This is a genomic window from Humitalea sp. 24SJ18S-53 (genome assembly GCF_050632385.1).
GTDB lineage: Bacteria > Pseudomonadota > Alphaproteobacteria > Acetobacterales > Acetobacteraceae > Humitalea.
On record NZ_CP192599.1, the window covers coordinates 1,262,317 to 1,283,010 of the forward strand.

Annotated in this window: 21 protein-coding genes and 1 tRNA gene; 13 read left to right on the forward strand and 9 right to left on the reverse strand. The window is 67.9% G+C overall.

Annotated elements, in window-relative coordinates:
• Positions 1–18: 18 nt before the first annotated feature.
• From ACQW02_RS06135 to ACQW02_RS06145, 3 genes are all read right to left on the reverse strand, one after another.
• Positions 19–3,423 carry a Calx-beta domain-containing protein gene (locus ACQW02_RS06135; protein WP_431284388.1) on the reverse strand — a complete coding sequence of 1,135 codons (3,405 nt, stop codon included), beginning with the start codon at positions 3,421–3,423 and terminating at the stop codon, positions 19–21.
• Between the two features lie 380 nt (positions 3,424–3,803).
• Positions 3,804–5,246, reverse strand: a complete 1,443-nt coding sequence (glnA, locus tag ACQW02_RS06140; protein ID WP_431284389.1) for a type I glutamate--ammonia ligase — start codon at positions 5,244–5,246, stop codon at positions 3,804–3,806.
• 195 nt (positions 5,247–5,441) lie between these two features.
• Positions 5,442–5,780, reverse strand: a complete 339-nt coding sequence (locus tag ACQW02_RS06145; protein WP_431284390.1) for a P-II family nitrogen regulator — start codon at positions 5,778–5,780, stop codon at positions 5,442–5,444.
• Between the two features lie 315 nt (positions 5,781–6,095).
• On the opposite strand from ACQW02_RS06145, the gene ACQW02_RS06150 reads away from it, so the two are divergent.
• From ACQW02_RS06150 to ACQW02_RS06160, 3 genes are all read left to right on the forward strand, one after another.
• Positions 6,096–7,292: an aminotransferase gene (locus ACQW02_RS06150; protein ID WP_431284391.1), complete on the forward strand. Its 1,197-nt coding sequence runs from the start codon at positions 6,096–6,098 to the stop codon at positions 7,290–7,292.
• Between the two features lie 43 nt (positions 7,293–7,335).
• A tRNA-His gene (locus ACQW02_RS06155) sits at positions 7,336–7,411 on the forward strand.
• 27 nt (positions 7,412–7,438) lie between these two features.
• Complete coding sequence (locus ACQW02_RS06160; protein ID WP_431284392.1) at positions 7,439–8,224, forward strand: SDR family oxidoreductase; 786 nt, start codon at positions 7,439–7,441, stop codon at positions 8,222–8,224.
• A gap of 12 nt (positions 8,225–8,236) precedes the next feature.
• On the opposite strand, the gene ACQW02_RS06165 is transcribed toward ACQW02_RS06160, so the two are convergent.
• Positions 8,237–8,797, reverse strand: a complete 561-nt coding sequence (locus ACQW02_RS06165; RefSeq protein ID WP_431284393.1) for a disulfide bond formation protein B — start codon at positions 8,795–8,797, stop codon at positions 8,237–8,239.
• The gene (locus ACQW02_RS06170) at positions 8,794–8,949 is read right to left on the reverse strand and encodes a hypothetical protein (protein ID WP_431284394.1); all 156 of its coding nucleotides are present in this window, start codon (positions 8,947–8,949) and stop codon (positions 8,794–8,796) included. Before ACQW02_RS06170 ends, ACQW02_RS06165 begins: the two co-directional genes overlap by 4 nt.
• 124 nt (positions 8,950–9,073) lie before the next feature.
• Between ACQW02_RS06170 and ACQW02_RS06175 the strand changes: the two genes are divergently transcribed.
• The 6 genes from ACQW02_RS06175 (at position 9,074) to ACQW02_RS06200 (ending at position 13,834) form a co-directional block, all read left to right on the forward strand.
• Positions 9,074–10,405, forward strand: coding sequence for a CmpA/NrtA family ABC transporter substrate-binding protein (locus ACQW02_RS06175; protein ID WP_431284395.1), 1,332 nt, complete (start codon positions 9,074–9,076; stop codon positions 10,403–10,405).
• Complete coding sequence (gene ntrB, locus ACQW02_RS06180; protein ID WP_431284396.1) at positions 10,402–11,247, forward strand: nitrate ABC transporter permease; 846 nt, start codon at positions 10,402–10,404, stop codon at positions 11,245–11,247. Before ACQW02_RS06175 ends, ntrB begins: the two co-directional genes overlap by 4 nt.
• Complete coding sequence (locus ACQW02_RS06185) at positions 11,244–12,074, forward strand: ABC transporter ATP-binding protein (RefSeq protein WP_431284397.1); 831 nt, start codon at positions 11,244–11,246, stop codon at positions 12,072–12,074. The genes ntrB and ACQW02_RS06185 overlap by 4 nt, the downstream gene beginning before the upstream one ends.
• Before the next feature lie 12 nt (positions 12,075–12,086).
• Entirely contained in the window at positions 12,087–12,533 is a 447-nt protein-coding gene (gene cynS, locus ACQW02_RS06190; protein WP_431284398.1) for a cyanase, read from the forward strand.
• A gap of 103 nt (positions 12,534–12,636) precedes the next feature.
• On the forward strand, positions 12,637–12,972 hold the full coding sequence (locus ACQW02_RS06195) for a hypothetical protein (protein WP_431284399.1): 336 nt from the start codon (positions 12,637–12,639) through the stop codon (positions 12,970–12,972).
• 52 nt (positions 12,973–13,024) lie between these two features.
• Positions 13,025–13,834, forward strand: coding sequence for an aspartate dehydrogenase (locus ACQW02_RS06200; RefSeq protein WP_431284400.1), 810 nt, complete (start codon positions 13,025–13,027; stop codon positions 13,832–13,834).
• On the opposite strand, the gene ACQW02_RS06205 is transcribed toward ACQW02_RS06200, so the two are convergent.
• Both ACQW02_RS06205 and ACQW02_RS06210 read right to left on the reverse strand, forming a co-directional pair.
• Positions 13,831–14,190 (reverse strand): hypothetical protein, encoded by a 360-nt coding sequence (locus ACQW02_RS06205; protein WP_431284401.1) that lies wholly within the window; start codon positions 14,188–14,190, stop codon positions 13,831–13,833. The genes ACQW02_RS06200 and ACQW02_RS06205 overlap by 4 nt on opposite strands.
• A gap of 81 nt (positions 14,191–14,271) precedes the next feature.
• On the reverse strand, positions 14,272–15,162 hold the full coding sequence (locus tag ACQW02_RS06210) for a TauD/TfdA dioxygenase family protein (protein ID WP_431284402.1): 891 nt from the start codon (positions 15,160–15,162) through the stop codon (positions 14,272–14,274).
• A 114-nt stretch (positions 15,163–15,276) separates the two neighbouring features.
• Between ACQW02_RS06210 and ACQW02_RS06215 the strand changes: the two genes are divergently transcribed.
• Both ACQW02_RS06215 and ACQW02_RS06220 read left to right on the forward strand, forming a co-directional pair.
• The gene (locus ACQW02_RS06215) at positions 15,277–16,434 is read left to right on the forward strand and encodes a M20/M25/M40 family metallo-hydrolase (protein WP_431284403.1); all 1,158 of its coding nucleotides are present in this window, start codon (positions 15,277–15,279) and stop codon (positions 16,432–16,434) included.
• A 19-nt stretch (positions 16,435–16,453) separates the two neighbouring features.
• Positions 16,454–17,353, forward strand: coding sequence for a DMT family transporter (locus ACQW02_RS06220; RefSeq protein ID WP_431284404.1), 900 nt, complete (start codon positions 16,454–16,456; stop codon positions 17,351–17,353).
• A gap of 100 nt (positions 17,354–17,453) precedes the next feature.
• On the opposite strand, the gene ACQW02_RS06225 is transcribed toward ACQW02_RS06220, so the two are convergent.
• Positions 17,454–17,927 (reverse strand): gamma-glutamylcyclotransferase family protein, encoded by a 474-nt coding sequence (locus tag ACQW02_RS06225; protein WP_431284405.1) that lies wholly within the window; start codon positions 17,925–17,927, stop codon positions 17,454–17,456.
• Here ACQW02_RS06225 and ACQW02_RS06230 point away from each other — a divergent pair.
• Together ACQW02_RS06230 and ACQW02_RS06235 are read left to right on the forward strand one after the other, a co-directional pair.
• The gene (locus tag ACQW02_RS06230) at positions 17,920–19,335 is read left to right on the forward strand and encodes a hypothetical protein (protein WP_431284406.1); all 1,416 of its coding nucleotides are present in this window, start codon (positions 17,920–17,922) and stop codon (positions 19,333–19,335) included. The two genes, ACQW02_RS06225 and ACQW02_RS06230, sit on opposite strands and share 8 nt — an antisense overlap.
• 8 nt (positions 19,336–19,343) lie before the next feature.
• The gene (locus ACQW02_RS06235) at positions 19,344–19,976 is read left to right on the forward strand and encodes a DNA-3-methyladenine glycosylase family protein (protein ID WP_431284407.1); all 633 of its coding nucleotides are present in this window, start codon (positions 19,344–19,346) and stop codon (positions 19,974–19,976) included.
• A 195-nt stretch (positions 19,977–20,171) separates the two neighbouring features.
• Here ACQW02_RS06235 and ACQW02_RS06240 read toward each other — a convergent pair whose 3' ends face one another.
• Positions 20,172–20,657 (reverse strand): hypothetical protein, encoded by a 486-nt coding sequence (locus tag ACQW02_RS06240; RefSeq protein WP_431284408.1) that lies wholly within the window; start codon positions 20,655–20,657, stop codon positions 20,172–20,174.
• Positions 20,658–20,694: the final 37 nt, after the last annotated feature.

Here is a 20,694-nt window from a genome sequence, read left to right on the forward strand (position 1 = left end):
ACGATCACCGGACCGGGATCAGAACAGGATCGGCCCCAGCGCGTCGAGCTTGGCCTGGTTCACCGTGGTCCAGTCATCGTTGAGGATGCCGCCCGTGTCGCCCGAATTGGGGTTCCACGACCAATAGGCGAAGCTCATGCCTTCTTTGCTTGCGGCTACGTCCCGGGTGCCGTCGGTGTTGAAATCGCCGTTCAGGTACTGGGTGATCTCGTCCAGCCAGGCGATGTCCTTGGCATCCTGCAACTTGGTGCCGAATTCACCCAGCAGGATCGGGGCGATGTTCTCCCCGTAGATATAGCCCCAATGCTCGCGGAATTCCTCGGCCAGCTTGTCCTTGAAGTCCGCTGCCTGGAACCACGGCTGCGCATAGACCGAATTCGGATAGTCATGCGGCGAATAGACCACCTTGTTGGCGACGTTCAGCACCACCGGGTCGTCGCGCACACCTTCCAACTGGCCGCCCCACCAGTAGTAATCGTTCTGGTAGGCGCCGACGCCCTCGACGATCACCAGCAGGTTGGGGTTCACCGACTGGATCGCATTGCCGGCGCGTTCGGCCGCGGCCGACCATTCCGACCAGGTCGCGCCATGCGGCTCGTTCTGCAGGTCCACGCCGATGACCGTCGAATCGCCCGCGTAGCGCGCGGCCAGCATCTTCCAGGAATCGATCCAATTCGCTTCGGTATAGCCGCCGTCGTACCAAAGCCCATTGCCGTTCGGCCCACCGCCGGCGGCGCTGCGATGATTGTCCAGCAGGATCTTCATCCCGATGTCGCCGGCGTAATCCACGATCTTGTCCATGATCTGCAGGCTGGTCAGGCCCTGCAGGTCAGGGTTCTTGGCGTAGTTGATGTCATTCGGCATCGCGCCCGGCTTCAGCGCGTCCAGGCAGAAGGGCAGCCGGATCATGTTGAACCCGCTGTCCAGCATCTGGTCCATCATGTCCTGCCAGTTGCGGGCGTGCAGCCCGTCCGGCGAACCGCGACCGGTTTCCATCCCGAACCAGTTCACCCCCTGCAACCGCACCGCATTGCCATCGGAGTCGACGATCTGGTTGCCGCTGGTCGAGTAGTAGCCAGGTGCCGAGGTCGGCGGCGCGACCCCATCATTGTCGCGGATGGTGCCGACCGCGGTCCCGTCCAGCAGCGTCGCGCCGCTCGGGTTGCTCAGGACAATGCCGAAACTCTCATTGGTCTCGATCGCATCATCGTGCAGGACGGTGACGCTGATGGTCTTGCTGGTCTCACCCGCCGCGAAGGTCACGCGGCCCGAGCCGCTGGCATAGTCGCTCCCGGCGATCGCGGTCCCGTTCGTCGTCGTGTAGTCGACCGTCACCGCCTGGTCATAGGCCTTGGACAGGGTGACGGTGAACAGCATGGTCCCGTTCAGGCCCTCGCCCTCGGTTGTCGTCGCATCGGCGATGCTGATCGTTGGCGGCACGCGCGGCGGTGCGGCGCCATTGACCGAAAGACCCGTGGGCGCGCCATCGCCGGCCGCCTGAAAGCCGAAGGTCGCGGTCGCATTGGCACCGAGACTGCCGTTCCAGGCCACGTTCTTGACCACATATTGGGTGCCGGTGTGGCTGACGATCTCGGCGTTCCAGATGTTGCTGATCTGGAAGGGCGCGTTGAACACCACGGTCCAGCCATTCATCGCCGTGGCATCGTTCACCACCGTCATCTCGCCGACAAAGCCGCCGGTCCAGCTATTGGCGACGCGGTAGGCGACGGTATCGCCGGTCGCGGGCACCGGGGCGGTATCGTCATTGGTGATGGTGCCGCGGCCGCGCCCGTCCAGGATCGTCGCGCCCGTCGCGGTGCCGAGGACCAGGTCGAAGACCTCATTCGCCTCCACGACTGAATCGCCGTTCACCGTGACGGCGACCGTCTTGCTGATCTCGCCGGCGGCGAAGGTCAGGCTGCCCGTGGCGGCGGCGAAATCGCTGCCGGCGGTCGCGGTGCCGGCCTCGGTCGCATAGCCGACCGTGACGGGGCCGGTGGCGGCCTTGGACAGGGTGACGGTGAAGATCATCTGCTTGGTGCCGGAATTGCCCTCGACCACCTGGGCATCGGCGACCGACAGGCTCGGTGGCGCCACATCATCATTGATGATCGTGCCGAGCCCGATCGCATCGGCCAGCGTCGCGCCGACCGGCGTGCGCAGGACAAGGTTGAAACTCTCGTTCGATTCGACGGTGGTGTCGCCGTTCACGGTGATCGCGACCGTCTTGCTGGTCTCGCCGGCCGCGAGGGTGAGTGTGCCGGTGGCCGCAACAAAGTCACTGCCGGCCGTGGCGGTGCCGGCCTCGGTCGCATAGCCGACCGTGACCGCGCCCGTTGCCGCTTTTGAAAGGGTGATGGTGAAGACCATCTGCCTGGTGCCGGAATTGCCCTCGGCCACCTGGGCATCGGCGACCGTCAGGCTCGGCGGCGCCACGTCGTCATTGGTGATCGTGCCGAGTCCGGTCGCATCGGCCAGCGTCGCACCGACCGGCGTGCGCAGGACGAGGTTGAAATTCTCGTTCGCTTCGACGGTGGTGTCGCCGTTCACGGTGATCGCGACGGTCTTGCTGGTCTCGCCAGCGGCAAAGGTCAGCGTGCCGCTCGCGGCGACGAAATCGCTGCCGGCCGTGGCGGTGCCGGCCTCGGTCGCGTAGCCGACCGTGACGGGACCGGTCGCGGCCTTCGACATGGTGACGGTGAAGAGCATCAACTTCGTGCCGGCATTGCCCTCGGTCACCTGGGCGTCGCCGACCGACAGGGTCGGGGCCGCGACATCGTCATTGGTGATCGTGCCGCGCCCGGTGTCATCCGCCAGGGTCATGCCGACCGGCGATCGCAGGATGATGTCGAAGGTCTCATTCGCTTCGACCAGCGTGTCGCCCAGCACCGCGATGCTGATGGTCTTGCTGGTCTGGCCCGCCGTGAAAACGAGCGTCCCCGATTGCGCGGTGAAATCCGACCCCGCGACCGCCGTGCCGTCCCGGGTCGTGTAGCCCACGGAGACATCGCCCGTTGCCGGTGCCGACAGGGTGACGGTGAACACCATCATCTTGGTGCCCGAGGCGCCTTCGACGATGGAGGCATCGGTGATGCTGGCGGCTGGCAGGATCTCCACCGGCGTCGTCACCGGGGCCAGGTCGACCGCATCGACCCGCGCCGTGCTCCCGCCCGGGCCTGCCTGGAAACCGAAGGTCAGCGTTCCACCGGCGGCTGCGATGTTGGTTCCATCGGTTGAGGTGACAACGTAACGATTGCCGACGTGGCTGACGATCTTCGCGTTCCAGATATTGGTGATCTCGAACGGCGCATCGAAGGCGAAGGTCCAGCCGTTCAGCGCGGTGGGACCATTGGTCAGGGTGAACTGGCCAATGAAGCCGGCGCCCCAATCGTTCACGGTCGCGAAGGTCGCTTTTGTCAGCACGAGGCGGTGTCCTTTAACGATAGGATTACGTCGATGACAGTCCTGAAGCGCTTTTCCACGGGCTGTAACATCTGCGGTAAGGGGCTACGGCGCCGTCGTCCTTCTGAAATATGCAACAGAACCAGATCATTCACTGCAAACCGCAACAGGGGCGACCCGGCGTTACATGAGGCAGACCGTTCACCCGGCCTTCCAACATAACGATCGCGACAGAATGGCCGATCGCCCTGTAACAGCCTCAGCCGCCGCCTCGCAGCGACGTGATGGTATCCTTGCATATGCGGCGCTGCCCAGGGCCCTCGTGGGGCGAGGCGGTCCGCCAAATACAAAAACGGCCGCCGGTTGCCCGGCGGCCGTTTCCGTTCAATCGGATCGCAAGATCAGACCGAGTAGTACATCTCGAACTCGACCGGGTGCGGGGTGTGTTCGAAGCGGTACACCTCCTGCCACTTGATCTCCATGTAGCTCTCGATCTGGTCCTTGCTGAACACGTCGCCGGCCAGCAGGTAGTCGTGGTCGGCAGCGAGCGCGCCCAGGGCCTCACGCAGCGAACCGCACACCGTCGGGATGTCCTTCAGCTCCTCGGGCGGCAGGTCGTACAGGTCCTTGTCCATCGGGTCGCCCGGGTGGATCTTGTTCTTGATGCCGTCGAGGCCGGCCATCAGCATCGCGGCGAAGGCGAGGTAGGGGTTCGCCGTCGGGTCGGGGAAACGGACCTCAACGCGCTTGGCCTTGGGGTTCGTCGCATAGGGGATGCGGCAGGACGCCGAGCGGTTGCGGGCCGAATAGGCCAGCAGCACCGGAGCCTCGAAGCCCGGGATCAGCCGCTTGTAGCTGTTGGTGGACGCGTTGGTGAACGCGTTCAGCGACTTGGCGTGCTTGATGATCCCGCCGATGTAATACAGCGCTTCCATCGACAGATCGGCATAGGCGGTCCCGGCGAACAGCGGCTTGCCGTTCTTCCAGATCGACTGGTGCACATGCATGCCCGAGCCGTTGTCGCCATAGATCGGCTTCGGCATGAAGGTCGCGGTCTTGCCGTAGCTGTGGGCCACGTTGTGGATCGCGTACTTGTAGATCTGCATGTGGTCGGCCTGCGTCAGCAGGGGGCCGAACTTGGTGCCGAGCTCGTGCTGCGACTGCGCCACCTCATGGTGATGCTTTTCGCCGATCACGCCCATTTCCATCATGGTCGAGAGCATTTCGGCGCGGAGGTCGACTTCGCTGTCGACCGGGTTCACCGGGAAGTAGCCACCCTTGACCAGGGGCCGATGGCCCATGTTGCCCTCGGGGTAGTCCTTCATGTTGGCGCCAGGCCCCTCGATGCTGTCGAGGCTGTAGTGGCCGAAGTTGCCGCCGGTGCCGAACTTCACGCTGTCGAAGATGAAGAACTCGGCTTCCGGGCCGAAGAACGCGGTGTCGCCGATGCCGGTCGCCTTCAGGTAGGCCTCGGCCTTCTTGGCCGTGCCGCGCGGGTCACGGTTGTAGAGCTGGCCGGTCGAGGGCTCGATGATGTCGCAGAACAGGATCAGCTGCGGCTTGGCGCTGAACGGGTCCATGCAGGCATTCAGCGTATCCGGCATCAGGATCATGTCGGATTCGTTGATGGCCTTCCAACCGGCGATCGACGAACCGTCGAACATCAGCCCGTCGGTGAACACTTCCTCCGTCACGGTGGAGACGTGCTGCGCCGTGTGCTGCCACTTGCCGCGCGGGTCGGTGAAGCGGAAGTCCACGTATTCGACGTTGTTCTCCTTGATCATGTCCATGACCTTGGAGACGCCATCCGGCACGGCCGGTGCGCTGCTGGGCTTCTTCGCCATCCTGTTCCCCTGTCTCTTTCGTCGTCACTATCGATTGCGGTCCTGGCGGCCATGCCACCAGGGGGCGGTTGAAGTCCTGACGGCCATGCCGCCAGGGGTGCTTGAAGTCCTGACGGCCTTGCCGTCAGGGGGCCCCGGGGTTGCCCCCGGGAAGGCCACGGCACCCCGTCACCGGGTGGCCGCGGCCGAAGTGGGTCAGACGGCTTCCTCGCCGCGTTCGCCGGTGCGGATGCGGATGACCTCGTTGATGTCCGACACGAAGATCTTGCCGTCCCCGATGCGCCCCGTCCGGGCGGCCGCGGTGATCGCCTCGATCGCGCGTTCGCAGAGGTCGTCGCTGCAGACCACCTCGATCTTCACCTTCGGCAGGAAGTCCACCACGTATTCGGCGCCTCGGTAGAGCTCGGTATGGCCCTTCTGGCGCCCGAATCCCTTGGCTTCCACGACGGTCAGGCCCTGCAGCCCGATCTCGTGCAATGCGTCTTTGACCTCATCCAGCTTGAACGGCTTGATGATGGCTTCGATCTTTTTCATGCGCGTTCCGATCTCCTTGCCGGGTGACGGTCGCACGCAGTGGCCGAGCCGACCCTTCGCGTCCGTGCAGTCCCTGTGTTGCATGCTCCGTGCCGGCGCGGCAACGCCAGCCACGGGGGAAAATGCCGAAGCCGGCCGCGCGGCGCGCCCATGGCGGGTGCAACCTGCCTTTTTGGCGGGCAGGGGGCGACCAGGATCCCGGTTTGGGCATTGCGGGATTTGGCCGCCGATCGCATCTTGTCGGGCTGCCCGAGGCCGGGGCGGGGGGTCCGCCCCCCTTGTCGGGCCGCTTCTGGCCTATCCTGGAACCGCCCCATGCCGTCGCAGAACACGCTCCTGGCCAGCACCGGCACAACCATTTTCACCGTGATGTCGGCATTGGCGACGGAGCACCAGGCAATCAACCTCGGCCAGGGCTTCCCGGATGTGGACGGGCCGCGCGACGTGCTCCAGGCCGCCGCCGATGCGCTGTTCGACGGGCGCAACCAGTATCCGCCGCTGACCGGCGTGCTGGAATTGCGCCAGGCGGTCGCCGCGGCGAATGCCCGCTTCTACGGCATCACCGTCGATCCGGCGTCCGAGGTCGTCGTGACCTCCGGCGCGACCGAGGCGATCACCGCCTGCCTGATGGCGGTGCTGAACCCGGGCGATGAATGCGTCCTGATCGAACCGCTGTACGACACCTACCTGCCCGTCGTTAAAATGCTCGGCGCGATCCCCAAGCTGGTGCGCCTGACGCCCCCGAAGTGGGAATTGCCGCGCCAGGAACTGGCTGCCGCCTTTGGGCCGAAGACCAAGGCGATCCTGCTCAATTCCCCCGGCAACCCGACCGGCAAGATTTTTACGTCCGCCGAACTCGCCTTCATCGCCGATCTGGTCCAGCGCCACGACTGCTTCGCCATCTGCGACGAGGTGTATGAACACCTGACCTTCGACGGCTGGCGCCACATCCCGCTGATGACCCTGCCTGGGATGCGGGAACGCTGCATGCGCATCGGCAGCGCCGGCAAGACGTTTTCGCTGACCGGATGGAAGATCGGCTACGTGACGGCCGATCGGTCGCTGGCCGGCACGGTCGCCAAGGCGCACCAACTGCTGACCTTCACCACGCCGCCCAACCTGCAGCGCGCGGTCGCGATCGGCTTGGCCAAGGACGATGCCTATTTCGCGGGCCTGTCCGCCGCCTTGGAATCCAAGCGCGACCGGATGGCCGCCGGCCTGGCCGCCCTCGGATTCGGGGTGCTGGAGGCGAGGGGGTCCTATTTCGTCTCCGCCGATGTGCGCCCGGTGGGGTTCCACGGCGATGACGTCGCCTTCTGCCAGGCGCTGACGGTGGAAGCCAAAGTGACGGCCATCCCCGTCTCGGCCTTCTACGCCGGGCCTGACGCGCCGGCGCATTACGCCCGCTTCGCCTTCTGCAAGCAGGATGCGCTGTTGGACGAGGCCTTGGCGCGGATCGGGGCCTGGCTGCAACGCCGCCGCGCCGGCGGGACCGCTTCCCAGGTCGCATAGGTTGACGGGGGCGCCCCACACGCCCTATTCCGCACGCCATGTGGCGGCCATAGCTCAGCTGGCAGAGCGTCGGCTTGTGGTGCCGAATGTCACGGGTTCGAGCCCCGTTGGTCGCCCCATCAATATTCTCCCGAACGGAGCCCCCCATGCAGATCAGCCTTTCTGGCCGCCGCGCCCTGGTGACGGGGGGCAGCAAGGGTTTGGGCTACGCCGCCGCCGAGGGCTTCTTGAAGGCCGGCGCCAGCGTGGCCCTGGTCGCCCGTGGCGCGGAGGCCCTGGAAGCCGCGCGTGAGGCACTGTCGCCCCTCGGCCCCGTGATCGCCGTGGCGGCCGACGTCGCCACCGCCGATGGCTGCAAATCCGCCTATGCCGCGGCCGAGGCTGCCTTCGGCGGCATCGACATCCTGCTGAACAACGCCGGCACCAGCACGCGCGGCCCGTTCCCCAGCGTCACCGACGAGATGTGGCAGGCCGACCTCGACCTGAAGCTCTTCGGTGCCATCCGGCTGACCCGCCTGGTCTGGCCGGGCATGACGGAGCGTCGCTGGGGGCGGGTGATCAACACGCTGAACACCGGGGCAAAAGTGCCGACGGCCAATGGCGCGCCGACCGCGGTGTCCCGCGCCGCCGGCCTGTCGCTGACCAAGATCCTGGCCAATGAAGGCGCGCCGGTCGGCATCCTGGTCAACGCCATCCTGATCGGCATCATCGAAAGCGACCAATGGCGCCGCCGCCACGCGGCCGCCGTGGCCGCCGGCAGCAACCAGTCCTGGGAGGATTGGCTGGCCGAAGCCGGCCGCGCCGTGCCGCTGGGCCGCATGGGCAAGGCCGAGGAATTCGGCAATCTCGCGACCTTCCTGGCCTCCGATGCCTCCGCCTACACGACCGGCACGGCCATCAACCTGGATGGCGGCCGCACCCCGGTCGTCTGACCGCAGGTCGCGTTACCGGAACAGCAGGTAGCCGACCGGATTCTCGGGCAGGGTCCAGGCGAAGCCTGATTCGGCCACGACCGACAGGATATTGGCCACAAGCATCGCGGCCACCGCCAGCATGGTGGGCCGCGCCAAGGGCAGGGGGCGCGGCGGCGCCTCGGTGAACCAGGCCAGGCTCGCCAATTGCAGCCCGGTCGCGACCAGGTTGCAGGCGAAGATGACGGCGGCCCAGGTGTAGGTGTGCCACCCCAGCACCGCCGGCCCGAACCCGGGATCGCCGGGCAGGATGTGCAGCAGCACCTGGCGGATCGAGATCGCCCCACCCAGCAGGCAGGCCAGCAAGGTGATCCCCGCGCCGACACCGATATCGCGCGCGGTCAGCACGCCCCGGTGCCCCGCTGCCAACACATGGCAACATCCGACCGCGGCCAACAGCATCGCGATTCGCTGCATCATGCAGAGCGGGCAGGGCGGGTCTCCCGCGATGAACTGCATGACGAACGCACCCGCCAGGATCGCCAAAAGCACCCAGGCATTGGCTGCGGCGGCCGCCAGGTAGAGCCGGCTCACAGCGAAATCGTCAGCGGCATGGTGATGTCGAGCGCAAAGGCCATCACCGTCCAGGCGATCACGACAAGCAACAGCGGCACGGCGGCACCGTGCCCGCGCCACGACGCCCAAAGCCCCGCCAGTGTCAGAAGCATCAGCGTGGCATAAAGCATTGGGCACAATCCCTGGTTGTCGCCTCCGCACCGGACCACCGGTACGTGCGCCCCGCAAGCGCTTCCAAAAACGCCCCGGCACGGCGATTGCTGGCCGAACCGGAAACAGGCCGGGAAACACGACATGCGCCACGCCGATCCCTTCGCCCCCTGCGCCTGTGGCCGGAACCACGCCGGGTTCACCTGCGAAGCCCCTGTTTCGACCGAAGCCGCCTTCACCGAGGCCGCCGACGCCGCCGTGCTACGCGCCGTCCTGCCGCATGAGGCGACGCGCCGCGCGATGCTGGCCCGCTACGGCGCCGCCGCGGTGCTGGGCGCCGTCGCCAGCGTCTTCCCGCTGGACCATGCGCGGGAAGCCTTCGCCCAGGCCCCGGCCGCCCCGGAAAAGCGCGACCTGAAGATCGGCTTCATCGCCATCACCTGCGCCACCCCGATCATCATGGCGCATCCGATGGGCTTCTATCAGCGCCATGGGTTGAATGTTGAGGTCATCCGCACGGCGGGCTGGGCCGTGATCCGCGACCGCGCCATCGCCGGCGAATTCGACGCGGCACACATGCTCTCCCCCATGCCGCTGGCGATGAGCATGGGCGTCGGCATCCCAGCACCCCAGCCCTTTGCCGTGGCTGCCATCGAGAACACCAACGGGCAGGCGATCACGCTCGCCAACAAGCACCGCGAGAAGCGCGACCCCAAGGACTGGCGTGGCTTCCGCTTCGCCGTGCCCTTCGACTATTCGATGCACAACTACCTGCTGCGTGCCTATGTGGCCGAGGCGGGGCTGGACCCGGATCGCGACATCTCGATCCGCTCGGTGCCGCCGCCCGAAATGGTCGCCAACCTGCGGGCCGACAACATCGACGGGTTTTTGGGTCCGGACCCTTTCAACCAGCGCGCGGTCTTCGACGGGGTGGGCTTCATCCACATCCTGACCAAGGAGATGTGGGACGGCCATCCGTGCTGCGCCTTCGCCGTGCCCAAGGCGATGATCGACACCCAGCCGAATACCTTCGCCGCCCTGATGCGGGCGATCGTCGAGGCGACGGCCTATGCGAGCAAGGCCGAGAACCGGCGGGAGGTCGCGCAGGCGATCAGCGCCCAGAACTACCTGAACCAGCCGGCGACGGTGGTCGAACAGGTGCTGACCGGGACCTTCGCCGATGGCCTCGGCCAGGTGCGGCGGGTGCCGGACCGGATCAACTTCGAACCCTTCCCCTGGCAATCCATGGCCATCTGGATGCTGACCCAGATGAAGCGCTGGGGGCAGATTCGCGGCGACGTCGACTACCAGGCCATTTCCCGCCAAGTCTTCCTGACCATGGAGGCAGGGCGCGCCATGCGTGACCTCGGCCTGCCGGTGCCGACCGAAACCCAGCGCCCGGCGATGATCCTGGGCAAGCGCTTCGACCCGGCCGAACCCGAGGCCTATCTGAACAGTTTCGCCATCAAGCGATGAGCCTCAACTGGCGGGCGGCGGCGCTGTCGCTGGCGCTGGCGCTGTTCGTGCTGTTCCTGGCCGCCTGGCATATCGCGGTGCTGCCGTCGGCACCGACGGGGCCGGCGATGGATCCGGAATACGCGGCCCTGCTCGGCCAGGCGGCGGCGCAAGGTGGCACCACCCCGATGCCGGGGCCGGGCGCGGTCGCCGTGCGCCTGTGGGAATTGCTGTCCGATCCCTTCTACATCAGGGGGTCGAACGACCGCGGCATTGGCATCCAGATCGGCTATTCGCTGGGGCGGGTGGCCCTGGGCTTCGGCCTGGCGGTGCTGGTCGCGGTGCCGCTCGGCTTCCTGATCGGCATGTCGCCGCTGCTGAACGCGGCGCTGAACCCCTATATCCGGGTGCTGCGACCGGTATCGCCTTTGGCCTGGATGCCGCTGGCGCTCTACTCGATCAAGGACAGCGCGATCTCCTCGATCTTCGTGATCTTCATCTGCGCGCTCTGGCCGATGCTGCTGAACACCGCCTTTGGCGTGATGAGCGTGCGGCGCGAATGGCTGAACGTCGCGCGCACCCTGGAAGCCGGCACCTGGCGCACCGCCATCCGCGTGATCCTGCCAGCGGCCGCCCCCACTATCGTCACCGGCATGCGGATTTCCATCGGCATCGCCTGGCTGGTGATCGTGGCGGCGGAGATGCTCGTGGGCGGCACCGGCATTGGCTACTGGGTCTGGAACCAGTGGAACAACCTGTCGATCGCCGACATCATCATCGCGATCCTGCTGATCGGGATCGTGGGGTTGCTGCTGGACCGTGCCCTCGGTTGGGTCCAGGCGGCGGTGGGGTGGCGGGAGTGAAGAAGCCCTATGTTTCGGTCGAGGGCATCGCCCGCCGCTACGGCGCGACCACGATCTTCGCCGATGCCTGGTTCGGCATCGAGCGCGGCGAATTCGTCTGCCTCGTCGGGCATTCCGGCTGCGGCAAGACCACGATCCTGAACATCCTGGCGGGGCTGGAACCCCCCGACGACGGGGTGCTGATCATGGACGGCCAGGAACTGTCCGGACCGTCGCTGGATCGGGCGGTCATCTTCCAGTCCCACGCACTTTTGCCCTGGCTGACCGCGGCGGAAAACGTCGCTTTTGCCCAGGGCTGCAAACACCCCGGCTGGTCGCGGGCGCAACGGATGGAGGCGGCCCTGGCCGCGCTGCAGAAAGTCGGGCTGGCCCAGGCCGGGGACAAAAAGCCGTCCGAACTCTCGGGCGGCATGAAGCAGCGCGTCGGCATCGCCCGGGCGCTGTCGCTGGCGCCCAAAATGCTGCTGATGGACGAACCCTTTTCGGCGCTGGACGCGCTGACCCGCGGTGCCTTGCAGGAGGAGGTCGCGCGCCTCGTCACTGAAACCGACCAGACCGCCTTCATGATCACCCATGACGTGGATGAGGCGATCCTGCTGGCCGACCGAATCCTGCTGATGAGCAACGGCCCCGGCGCCCGCATCGCCGAAGTCGTGGTCAACACCCTGCCCAAGCCGCGCACCAGGGCGACGCTGCACCACATGGCGGGCTATCACCCCTTGCGCGAGCATGTGCTGGATTTTCTCATCACCCGGTCGAAGGCTTTTCGGGCCGACGCACCCCCCGCCAACTGGTCGCCGCGCGCGGTGCCGGAAGTGCGGCTGTAAGGAAGGACGATCATGAACGACGCGAAAACCGCCCTCGGCCACAAGATCCTGAAGATCAAGAAATCCCTCGGCCTGAAGTGGAGCGATATCGCCGCCCGAATCGGGATGAGCCCAGTCTGGACCTGCGCCCTCTGCATGGGCCAGATGAGCGCCGAACCGCTCCATGCCGCCGGCATCGCCGATATCCTGGGGCTGGATGAGGATGACGCCGCGACCCTCTGCGAAATCCCCTATCGCGGTGCGGTGCCGATGCCGCCGACCGACCCGCTGATCTACCGGTTCTACGAATTGGTGCTGGTCTACGGCACCTCGTGGAAGGACATGATCCATGAGGAATTCGGCGACGGCATCATGTCCGCCATCGACTACGACATGACCCTGGAATGCCAGCCGGACCAGAAGGGCGACCGGGTGAAGATCACCATGACTGGCAAGTTCCTGTCCTATAAGCGGTACTGACGGGTTTTTGATGCAGGCCCTGGACTTGGGGCTTGCATCGCATGGCGGGGCGAGTGAGAACAAAAAGAGAATTAACCCGCCATTCCCCGGAGTCGACATCACCATGGCAGCCCGCAAACCGGCCCGGATCCGCCCGGTCGATGCCGCCCTGCGGCGCCTGATGGACCTGGCCGGCAAAGGCGTCGCGCCCGGCCGCATGGCGCGGGAGGTCGAGGCGATCGCCGCGGCTTGGCGCATCGCCCCCGAGGCCGACCCGACCGAGACCCAGGAATGGCTGGGCGAATTGCGCGAACAGATCGTCGCCGGCGTGGAGAATGCCGAGGAACAGGTGGCCGACGCCGACACCAGCGAACCCGCCGCGGTGAAGCAGGCGGGGCTGATGCTGGCGGCCCTGGTCGCCACGCGGGATGCCGCCACGCGCGCCATGGCGGGCCAGTAGCCCAGCGTCCTCTCCGCTGCTAAGCCCGCTTGGCTTCGCAGGGGAACATCGCATGGCGCGGGAATTGACGGTCGGGATTGCGGGCCTTGGCGCCATCGGGCTGCATCTGGCCCGCGCGCTGGATGCCGGCGTGCCTGGCCTGCGCCTCATCGCGGTGTCCGCGCGCGACCAGCAAAAAGCCGCGGCCAACCTGGCCGGCTTCCGCAGCCCCCCGCGCCTGGTCGGCCTGGCCGACCTCGCCGAAGCCGATGTCGTGGTCGAGGCCGCGCCCGCCGCCGTCTTCGAAACCGTCGCTGCCGCCGCGATCGAGGCGGGGCGCATCTTCATCCCCTCCAGCGTCGGCGCCCTGCTGCCGCGCATGCACCTGGTCGCCCGGGCCGAACAGACCGGCGCGCGCATCATCGTGCCGACCGGCGCGCTGCTGGGGCTGGATGCGGTGCGCGCCGCGGCCGAGGGCGATGTCTCCGCCATCACCATCGAAACCCGCAAGCCGCCGCGCGGGTTGGTGGGCGCACCCTACCTCGAGCAACATGGCATCGATGTCGCGTCGATGACCGAGAAGACGCTGGTCTTCAAGGGCAATGCCTTCGACGCCGCGCAGGGCTTCCCGGCCAATGTGAACGTCGCCGCCGCCCTGGCCCTGGCCGGCATCGGGCCGGAGCGCACCATGGTCGAAATCTGGGCCGACCCGTCGGTGACCCGCAACACGCACACGATCCGCGTGGAAGCCGCCGCCGCCCGCCTGACCATGACGATCGAGAACGTGCCGACGGAGGAAAACCCCCGCACCGGCAAGATCACGCCCTTGTCGATCCTGGCCTGCCTGCGCGGATTGACCGCGACCTTGAAGGTGGGGTCCTAAGGCGACCCCCGCTTCACCCCGTCGCGGATAAACACGCGGAACGGGGTGGTCCCCGTCGCGGTGCCATCCTCCGACCGCCAGCGGCCGTTGGTGCACAGGATGCCGCCCTGTTCCGGCACCGCTTCGAACGCCACGGTGTTGCGGTGGACGGTGCCGTTCGGCTCGATCGCGGTGAACGCCGTCACGCAGCGGTCGCCAAAGATAACCGGGTCGTATTCGCCGATCATGATGCCGCCGCCGCCGGTGCTGGGGAACAGGGGCTGCAACGTGGGCCAGGCGCCATAATCCTCGGCGGCCATGGCATGGGCTGCGATCAGCAGCAGGACCGAGGCCGTGTTGAGCATGCGCTCGGACATGTGGCGGATTCCCTTTTGAACCGCCGGGCTGGCGGATGCCTGGGCGTTACGCGCCAGGCACCCCACCGGATGCAGCCTGCGTCAGATTTGCGCCGCCGGCGCCCCGCCACGGAACGGCCGGTCGCCGATGGTCGAGGTGCGGTTGAGGATGCGGTCGTATTTTTCCTCATCGAAGGGCATCGCCGTGTGCATCAGCGCCCGGTTGTCCCAGATCAGCACGTCATTCGGCGCCCAGCTGTGCAGGTGCAGGAACCGCTCGCTGGTCGCATGGGCAATGAGCGCGCGCATAAACGCCTGGCCTGGCTCCAGCTCCATGCCGATGGCGAAGGAACTCTCGGTGCAGCCCAGGAACAGGCAGCGCCGCCCCGTGTCGGGATGGGTGCGCACCAGCGGGTGCACGACATCCGGCGTGCGGGCCAGTTTTTCCGCCGACATGCCGCCGTTGCGATAGCGCAGCCGGTAGGAATGCAGCACGTCCATCTGGTCGACGCGCGCCTTCATCTCCGGGTCCAGCGCGTCATAGGCGGCATACATGTCGGCGAAGGCGGTCTGCCCGCCCTCGGGCGTCACCTGGATGCCGTAGAGGATGGTGGCGTAGCCGCAGCGTTCCATGAAGGAAAAATCGGTGTGCCAATGCTTGCCGACGCGGGCGGCACCGACCGCCTTGCCGTCACGCTTGGCGTTGGACAGCGTCAGCAGCGCCGGGAATTCGGGGTGGGTGAATTCGGTGTAGAGGCTGATCTCCGGCTCGCCGAAGCGTTCGGTGAAGCGCACCTGGCCCGGCACCGACAATTGTTGGTCCGGCAGCACGATGACCGAATGGGTCAGCAAGGCGGTTTCGACCCTGGCGAAATCCGCATCCGACAGGTTTTCCAGGTCGATGCCCTCGACGCGTGTGCCCAGGCGCCGTGTCGCCCAGGGCAGGTCGGGGTGGCTGAAGCGATGGGGGGCGGTGGTCTGGGCAAGGCTCATGGCACTGCGGGTCCTCCAGATAGTGTCACGCGACTGTCTTCATCTGCCGCCTGTCCGGCAAGCGGCAAATCGGCGCCGCTGGACGTCGTGCCCCCCGGCAGCCACCTTGGTGCGATGCAAGACACAGACCGCGCCCTGGCGCTGCCCTTCGACACCGCCGCCCTGCTGGCGGGCCTGCGCCCCTGGGTCCTGTGCGAAAGCCCCACCTTCGATGCGGGCGCGGTGAACCGGATGCTGGACCTGGCGGTCGCCGACCTGGCCCCGCTGTTGGGTGAGGTCACGCGCTTCCCCGGCACCCTGGGCCTGGCCGACACCCGCCGCATCGCGCTGCCCCACCCCGATCGCGGCCGCGTGCCGGGGCTGCTGGTCATGGCGCACCTGGATACCGTGCATCCGGTCGGCACCTTGGCCGCGCTGCCGTTCCGCAGCGACGGCGAACGTGCCTGGGGTCCGGGCATCTGCGACATGAAGGGCGGCACATACCTCGCCGTCGCGGCGCTGCTGGCGCTGGCCGCCGCCGGCATCCCGACGCGCCTGCCGGTCACCGTGCTGCTGACCGGCGATGAAGAAATCGGCAGCCCCTCCACCCGCGCGATCATCGAGGCCGAGGCCGCCGCCCATGCCGCGGTGCTGGTGCCCGAACCGGCCCGCCCGTCCGGCGGTTCCGCGATGGGGGGCGTCGTCTCCGGCCGCTACGCCATCGCGCGGTTCAACCTGGCCACCACCGGCCGGCCGAGCCATGCAGGCTCCACCCCCGGCGAAGGCCGCAGCGCGATCCGGGAAATGTGCCGCCTGGTGCCGCTGATCGATGCGATGACCACCGAGGCCGCGAGCTTTTCCGTGGGCGTCATCCGCGGCGGCACCTGGGTGAATTGCGTCGCGACGACCTGCGAGGCCGAGTCCCTTTCCATGGCGCGCCGCCAGCCGGACCTGGATGCCGCCGTCGAGGCCATGCTCGCCCTGCGCAGCGGCACCGAGGGCGTGTCCCTGGCCGTCACCCGTGGCGTCACCCGCCCGGTCTGGGAACCCGATGCCGGTACGATGGCCCTGCATGCCCTGGCCGAATCCCTGGCGTCCCGCCTGGGCCATGCGCTGCCGCATGCCAGTGCCGGCGGCGGGTCGGACGGCAATTTCACGGGTGCGGCGGGGGTGCCGACCCTGGATGGGCTGGGCGTGCTCGGGGCTGGATACCACACGCTGGATGAACACATCCGGCTGGACAGCCTGGTGCCCCGGGCGCGGTTGTTGGCCGGGCTGTTGGTGGCGGCATGAGGGCGGTGCCGCCGCGCCTATGACCCAGGCCCGACTGCGTGCGGCCTGGGCGGGGCTGCACGGCAATCTGCGCGGCATGGTGCTGATGGGCCTGGCCGCCTTCATCTTCGCCGCCGAGGTGCTGGCGATCCGCTGGATGAATGCCCGCGGCATCCCGATCGCGACGCAGTTGCTCGCGCGCAGCGCGGGGCAATTCGTCTGGCTGTTGCCCGCGCTGGCCGCGGGGGGCGTGGCACTGTTCCGCACCCGGCGCCCGGCCATGCATGTCTTCCGTGGCGCCTGTTCGCTGATCTGCTGGGGCCTGTATTTCCTGTCCTTCGTCTGGCTGGATGCGGCGACGGGAACGGTCCTGTCCTTCACCAACGTGATGTTCACCACCTTGTTGGCCGCACCCCTGCTGGGCGAAAGGGTGGGGCTGGCGCGCTGGGCCGGCACGCTGCTGGGCCTTGCCGGGGTCGCGATCATGCTGCGGCCGGGGACAGGCATCGACCCGTTCGGCGCGGCGCTGGCGATCGGGTCGGCCATCGCCTGGTGCGGCATCACCCTGACCTCGCGCGTCCTGACCCGCACCGAGCGGACGCAGACCGTGGTCGCCTGGGTCGGGCTGGTGACGACCTGCGGCACCTTGCCCTTCGCGATCTGGTACTGGCAGCCGATCGGCCTGGGCGATGCCGCCATCCTGCTGGTCTTCGGTTGCGTGACGCCTGGCATCATCTGGCTGCTGACCGAGGCCTATCGGGCGGGCGAAGCCTCGGCCGTCGCACCGTTGCAATACCTGCGGCTGCCCATGGTCGCGCTGTTCGGCTGGATGGTGCTGGGCGAGGTGCCGGATGCGGTCGCCTGGGCGGGGGCGACGGTGATCCTGGCGGGCGCCGTGATCATCACGATCGCCGAGGCCCGCGCGATCCGGCGCGGCTAGACCGCGATGCGTTCGCATTCGCTCACGCATCGCGGTCTAGCTTGTTGTTTTGTCGCGTGATTCAGCCCTGCGGCGCATTCGCGCCTACGGCCATCACGCTCTAACGCCGAAAGTCGATCCGCGCCAAGGCCGCCGCCAGCCCCGACAGGTCGAAACCGAAATCGCGGTAGCCGGCGCGGATGCGTTGCACATAGGCAAGGCTGGGCGGGCCGGGGCGGGCGGCCACGTCGTGATAGACCACGGCCTGCCGACCATCGGGCAAGGGCAACAGGTCGCGCACATAGGCATGCGGCACGCCCTCGAACCGATCGAGCGACGTGAGGCAGGCCGGCGTTACGGTCCATAGCCCGACGGCGACCTCGGCCTCCGGGTCGCGCTCGATCAGCGCCCATTTGTTGAAGGCCAGGCGCCACCCGGGCACCAGCACGCCGCCGGCCGAAACGGCCGCGGGGCACCGCGCGGCCATCTGCGTGCGGTTCAGGTTCGAGCCATAGGCGGCGTAGAGCGTATCGGTCATGCGCTGCCAAAGGTGGCGAAGCCCGCGCTGCGCGGCAAGGATCGCCCCGATGATCACAGCCCTGCAATCCACGCCGCTCTTGCTTCTGCTGGCATTGCTCCTGTCGGGCCGTGCCTCGCCGGCGGTCGCCTGCCTGGTGGCGCTGGTCGCCGCGATTCCGGCGGTGGCGGTGTCGCTGCCCGAAGGCAGCGGGCTGGCCGGCTTTCTCGGTGAGGAAGCCTTGCGCGCGCTGTTCCTGGCGGCCCAGCCGATCGGCGTGGTCACCGGCGGGCTGCTGTTCCACGCCGCCGCCGCCGATGCACCGCGTGAATCCGAGTCGCCAGCCGATGCGCGCGGCGTCTTCGTCGCCTGTTTTCTCGGCGGCACCTTTGTCGAGAGCGTCACGGGCTTTGCCGTGGGGGCGGTCTTCGCCCTGGCCTCGCTGCGCGGGATGGGCGTGCGGGGGCCGGTCGCGGGCGCGCTGGCGCTGTTGTCGCTGTGCCTGGTGCCATGGGGTGGGCTGGGGCCCGGCACGGCCTTGGGGGCCGCGCTGGCCGGGCAGCCGGCGCAGGATTTTGCTTTCGTCACGGGCTGGTTCCAGGTGCCCTGGCTGCTGATGCTGGTGCCGCTCGGCTGGGGGCTGATGCGCCGCGCGGGCCTGGTCGTGACCCCGGCCGAGGCGGTGGCCCAGATGGCCATGATGGCGCTGCTCGGTGCCTTGCTGCTGGCGGCCCATGTGGCGGGGCCGTTCGAGGCCGCGGGGATCCTCGCCACCGGCCCGATCCTGCTCTGGGCGCTATGGCGCCGGAACCCGCCGCGCGATGCCGCGGCCTGGCGGGCGGCGGTGACCGTGCTCGCGCCCTGGGCGGGGTTGGCCTGTGCCTTGTTGCTGGCGCGGTCGTGGCAGGGGGCGCCGGCCTGGCGGCCCTATCCGGCGCTGCCCTCGGTGCCGGTCACCCATGTCGCGGTGGTGCTGTGGTGTGCGGCGGGGCTGCTGCTGCTGCGCCTTCCCGACGGGCTTTTGCGCGCGCGGGCCGCCCTTGGCCGGGCGCGGCGGCCGGTCGTCGCCATGCTGCTGTACGTGCTTCTGGCGCGCTGGCTGGCGGGATCGGGGGCGGCGGCGGGGCTGGCGCATGCGCTGGAGGCGTCCCTGGGCGTGCTGGCGCCCTTTGCCATGCCGCCGCTTGGGTTGCTGGCGGGGTTGGTGACCGGCAGCAATGTCGGCAGCAATTCGGCGCTGCTGCCGGTGCAGGTGGCGCTGGCGGCGGCGGCGGGGCTGCCGGCCCTGCCGGCGGCGGCCTTGCACAATTTCGCCGGGGCCGCGGCCTCGGGCATGGGCTTTGCCGTGGTTGCGCTGATCTGCGGCTTGCTCGGCGACGGCACCCGCCCTGTGCAGGTCTGGCGGCTGCTCTGGCCGTCCTTCGCCGCCATCCTGTGCGTCGGCTGGGTGGGCGTCGCGTTGATGCGCCAGGCCGTTGGCGGTTAGCCTGACCCATGGCCATCCGTGACGCACGTGCGCATTTGCTGCGCGACCCGATCTTCGCCGCGCTGATTCCCCGCATCGGGCGCTGCGCGCTGGAAACCGTGCAGCGCGAACCCTATGAGGCGCTGGTGCGCGCCATTGCCCACCAGCAGGTCCATGGCCGCGCGGCCGATGCGATGCTGGGTCGCTTGCTGGCGCATTTCCCCGGGCAGGATTTCCCGCTGCCGACCGCGATCCTGGCCATGCCCGACGGCGCGCTGCGGGCCTGCGGATTTTCCGGATCCAAGGTCGCGGCGATCATCGACATCGCGCACCACGCCGCTGGCGGCCATGTGCCGACCCGGCGCGCGGCGGCGCGGTTGAGCGATGCCGACCTGATCGAACGCCTGGTCGCGATTCGCGGTGTCGGCCGCTGGACGGTGGAGATGCTGCTGATCTTCACCCTGGGGCGGCCGGACGTGCTGCCCGTCGATGATTTCGGTGTGCGCGAGGGGTTCCGCGTCTGCGCCGGGCTGGACGAACAGCCCAAACCCCGCGCCCTGGCCGCGATCGGTGAGGCCTGGGCGCCCTTTCGCTCCACCGCCGCCTGGTACCTGTGGCGCGCGGCCGATGCCGCCAAGGTGAAGACGCCGAAGGAAGCTTAGAGCGTGATGGCCGTAGGCGCGAATGCGCCGCAGGGCTGAATCACGCGACAAAGCAACAAGCTAGAGCGTGATGGCCGTAGGCGCGAATGCGCCGCAGGGCTGAATCACGCGACAGAACAACAAGCTAGACCGCGATGTGTGAGCGAATGCGAACGCATCGCGGTTTAGCAGGCGGGGAAAAAGCGGGCCCGATCGTCAGGCCGTCAAGCCACGTGACGCCCGCCGCAGCGCGCTGATGCTGGCAATGCCGACCGCGACGAAACTGCCCAGCACCAGCAGCACCGCGACGGCGAAGGGGGGCTCAGATTGGGTGGGCGCCAATTGCTGGAAGGCGGGCACCTTCGTGAAGAGTTGTGCGACACCCACGAACACCAGGAAGAACTGGCTGGCCACCAGCCCCGCCACCTCGACGCCACGCCAGGGGGGGCTGGCCCTGCGCGCGACCACGACCAGCACCAGAGTCACCAGCGCGAGAACGCCGACCACATGCGATGGCAACACGCCGTTGAAGGGGAACAGGAAGCCGCTGGCGCTGGTGATGAAGGCGGTGACCAGGAACACCGGCAACCAGGCCGCGGAGGATCGTGCCCGCATGAGGTCCGCGACGACGACGAACCCTGCGGCGGTCGCGATCAGGCTGATCGCCGTATGCAGGACAGTCAGGGTGGTCATGTCGAACATCGTCGGAACTCCTGTGCGTGGGGAGGTTTGGCCCTGC

Coding starts and splice junctions, on each gene's coding strand:
- glnA (WP_431284389.1), bottom strand. CDS start 5,246: ATGGCGAAGAAGCCCAGCAGCGCACCGGCCGTGCCGGATGGCGTCTCC.
- ACQW02_RS06220 (WP_431284404.1), top strand. CDS start 16,454: ATGACCCAGGCCCGACTGCGTGCGGCCTGGGCGGGGCTGCACGGCAAT.
- ACQW02_RS06230 (WP_431284406.1), top strand. CDS start 17,920: ATGATCACAGCCCTGCAATCCACGCCGCTCTTGCTTCTGCTGGCATTG.
- ACQW02_RS06240 (WP_431284408.1), bottom strand. CDS start 20,657: ATGTTCGACATGACCACCCTGACTGTCCTGCATACGGCGATCAGCCTG.
- ACQW02_RS06235 (WP_431284407.1), top strand. CDS start 19,344: ATGGCCATCCGTGACGCACGTGCGCATTTGCTGCGCGACCCGATCTTC.
- ACQW02_RS06210 (WP_431284402.1), bottom strand. CDS start 15,162: ATGAGCCTTGCCCAGACCACCGCCCCCCATCGCTTCAGCCACCCCGAC.
- ntrB (WP_431284396.1), top strand. CDS start 10,402: ATGAGCCTCAACTGGCGGGCGGCGGCGCTGTCGCTGGCGCTGGCGCTG.
- ACQW02_RS06175 (WP_431284395.1), top strand. CDS start 9,074: ATGCGCCACGCCGATCCCTTCGCCCCCTGCGCCTGTGGCCGGAACCAC.
- ACQW02_RS06150 (WP_431284391.1), top strand. CDS start 6,096: ATGCCGTCGCAGAACACGCTCCTGGCCAGCACCGGCACAACCATTTTC.
- ACQW02_RS06205 (WP_431284401.1), bottom strand. CDS start 14,190: ATGTCCGAGCGCATGCTCAACACGGCCTCGGTCCTGCTGCTGATCGCA.
- ACQW02_RS06195 (WP_431284399.1), top strand. CDS start 12,637: ATGGCAGCCCGCAAACCGGCCCGGATCCGCCCGGTCGATGCCGCCCTG.
- ACQW02_RS06145 (WP_431284390.1), bottom strand. CDS start 5,780: ATGAAAAAGATCGAAGCCATCATCAAGCCGTTCAAGCTGGATGAGGTC.
- ACQW02_RS06215 (WP_431284403.1), top strand. CDS start 15,277: ATGCAAGACACAGACCGCGCCCTGGCGCTGCCCTTCGACACCGCCGCC.
- ACQW02_RS06160 (WP_431284392.1), top strand. CDS start 7,439: ATGCAGATCAGCCTTTCTGGCCGCCGCGCCCTGGTGACGGGGGGCAGC.
- ACQW02_RS06170 (WP_431284394.1), bottom strand. CDS start 8,949: ATGCTTTATGCCACGCTGATGCTTCTGACACTGGCGGGGCTTTGGGCG.
- ACQW02_RS06200 (WP_431284400.1), top strand. CDS start 13,025: ATGGCGCGGGAATTGACGGTCGGGATTGCGGGCCTTGGCGCCATCGGG.
- cynS (WP_431284398.1), top strand. CDS start 12,087: ATGAACGACGCGAAAACCGCCCTCGGCCACAAGATCCTGAAGATCAAG.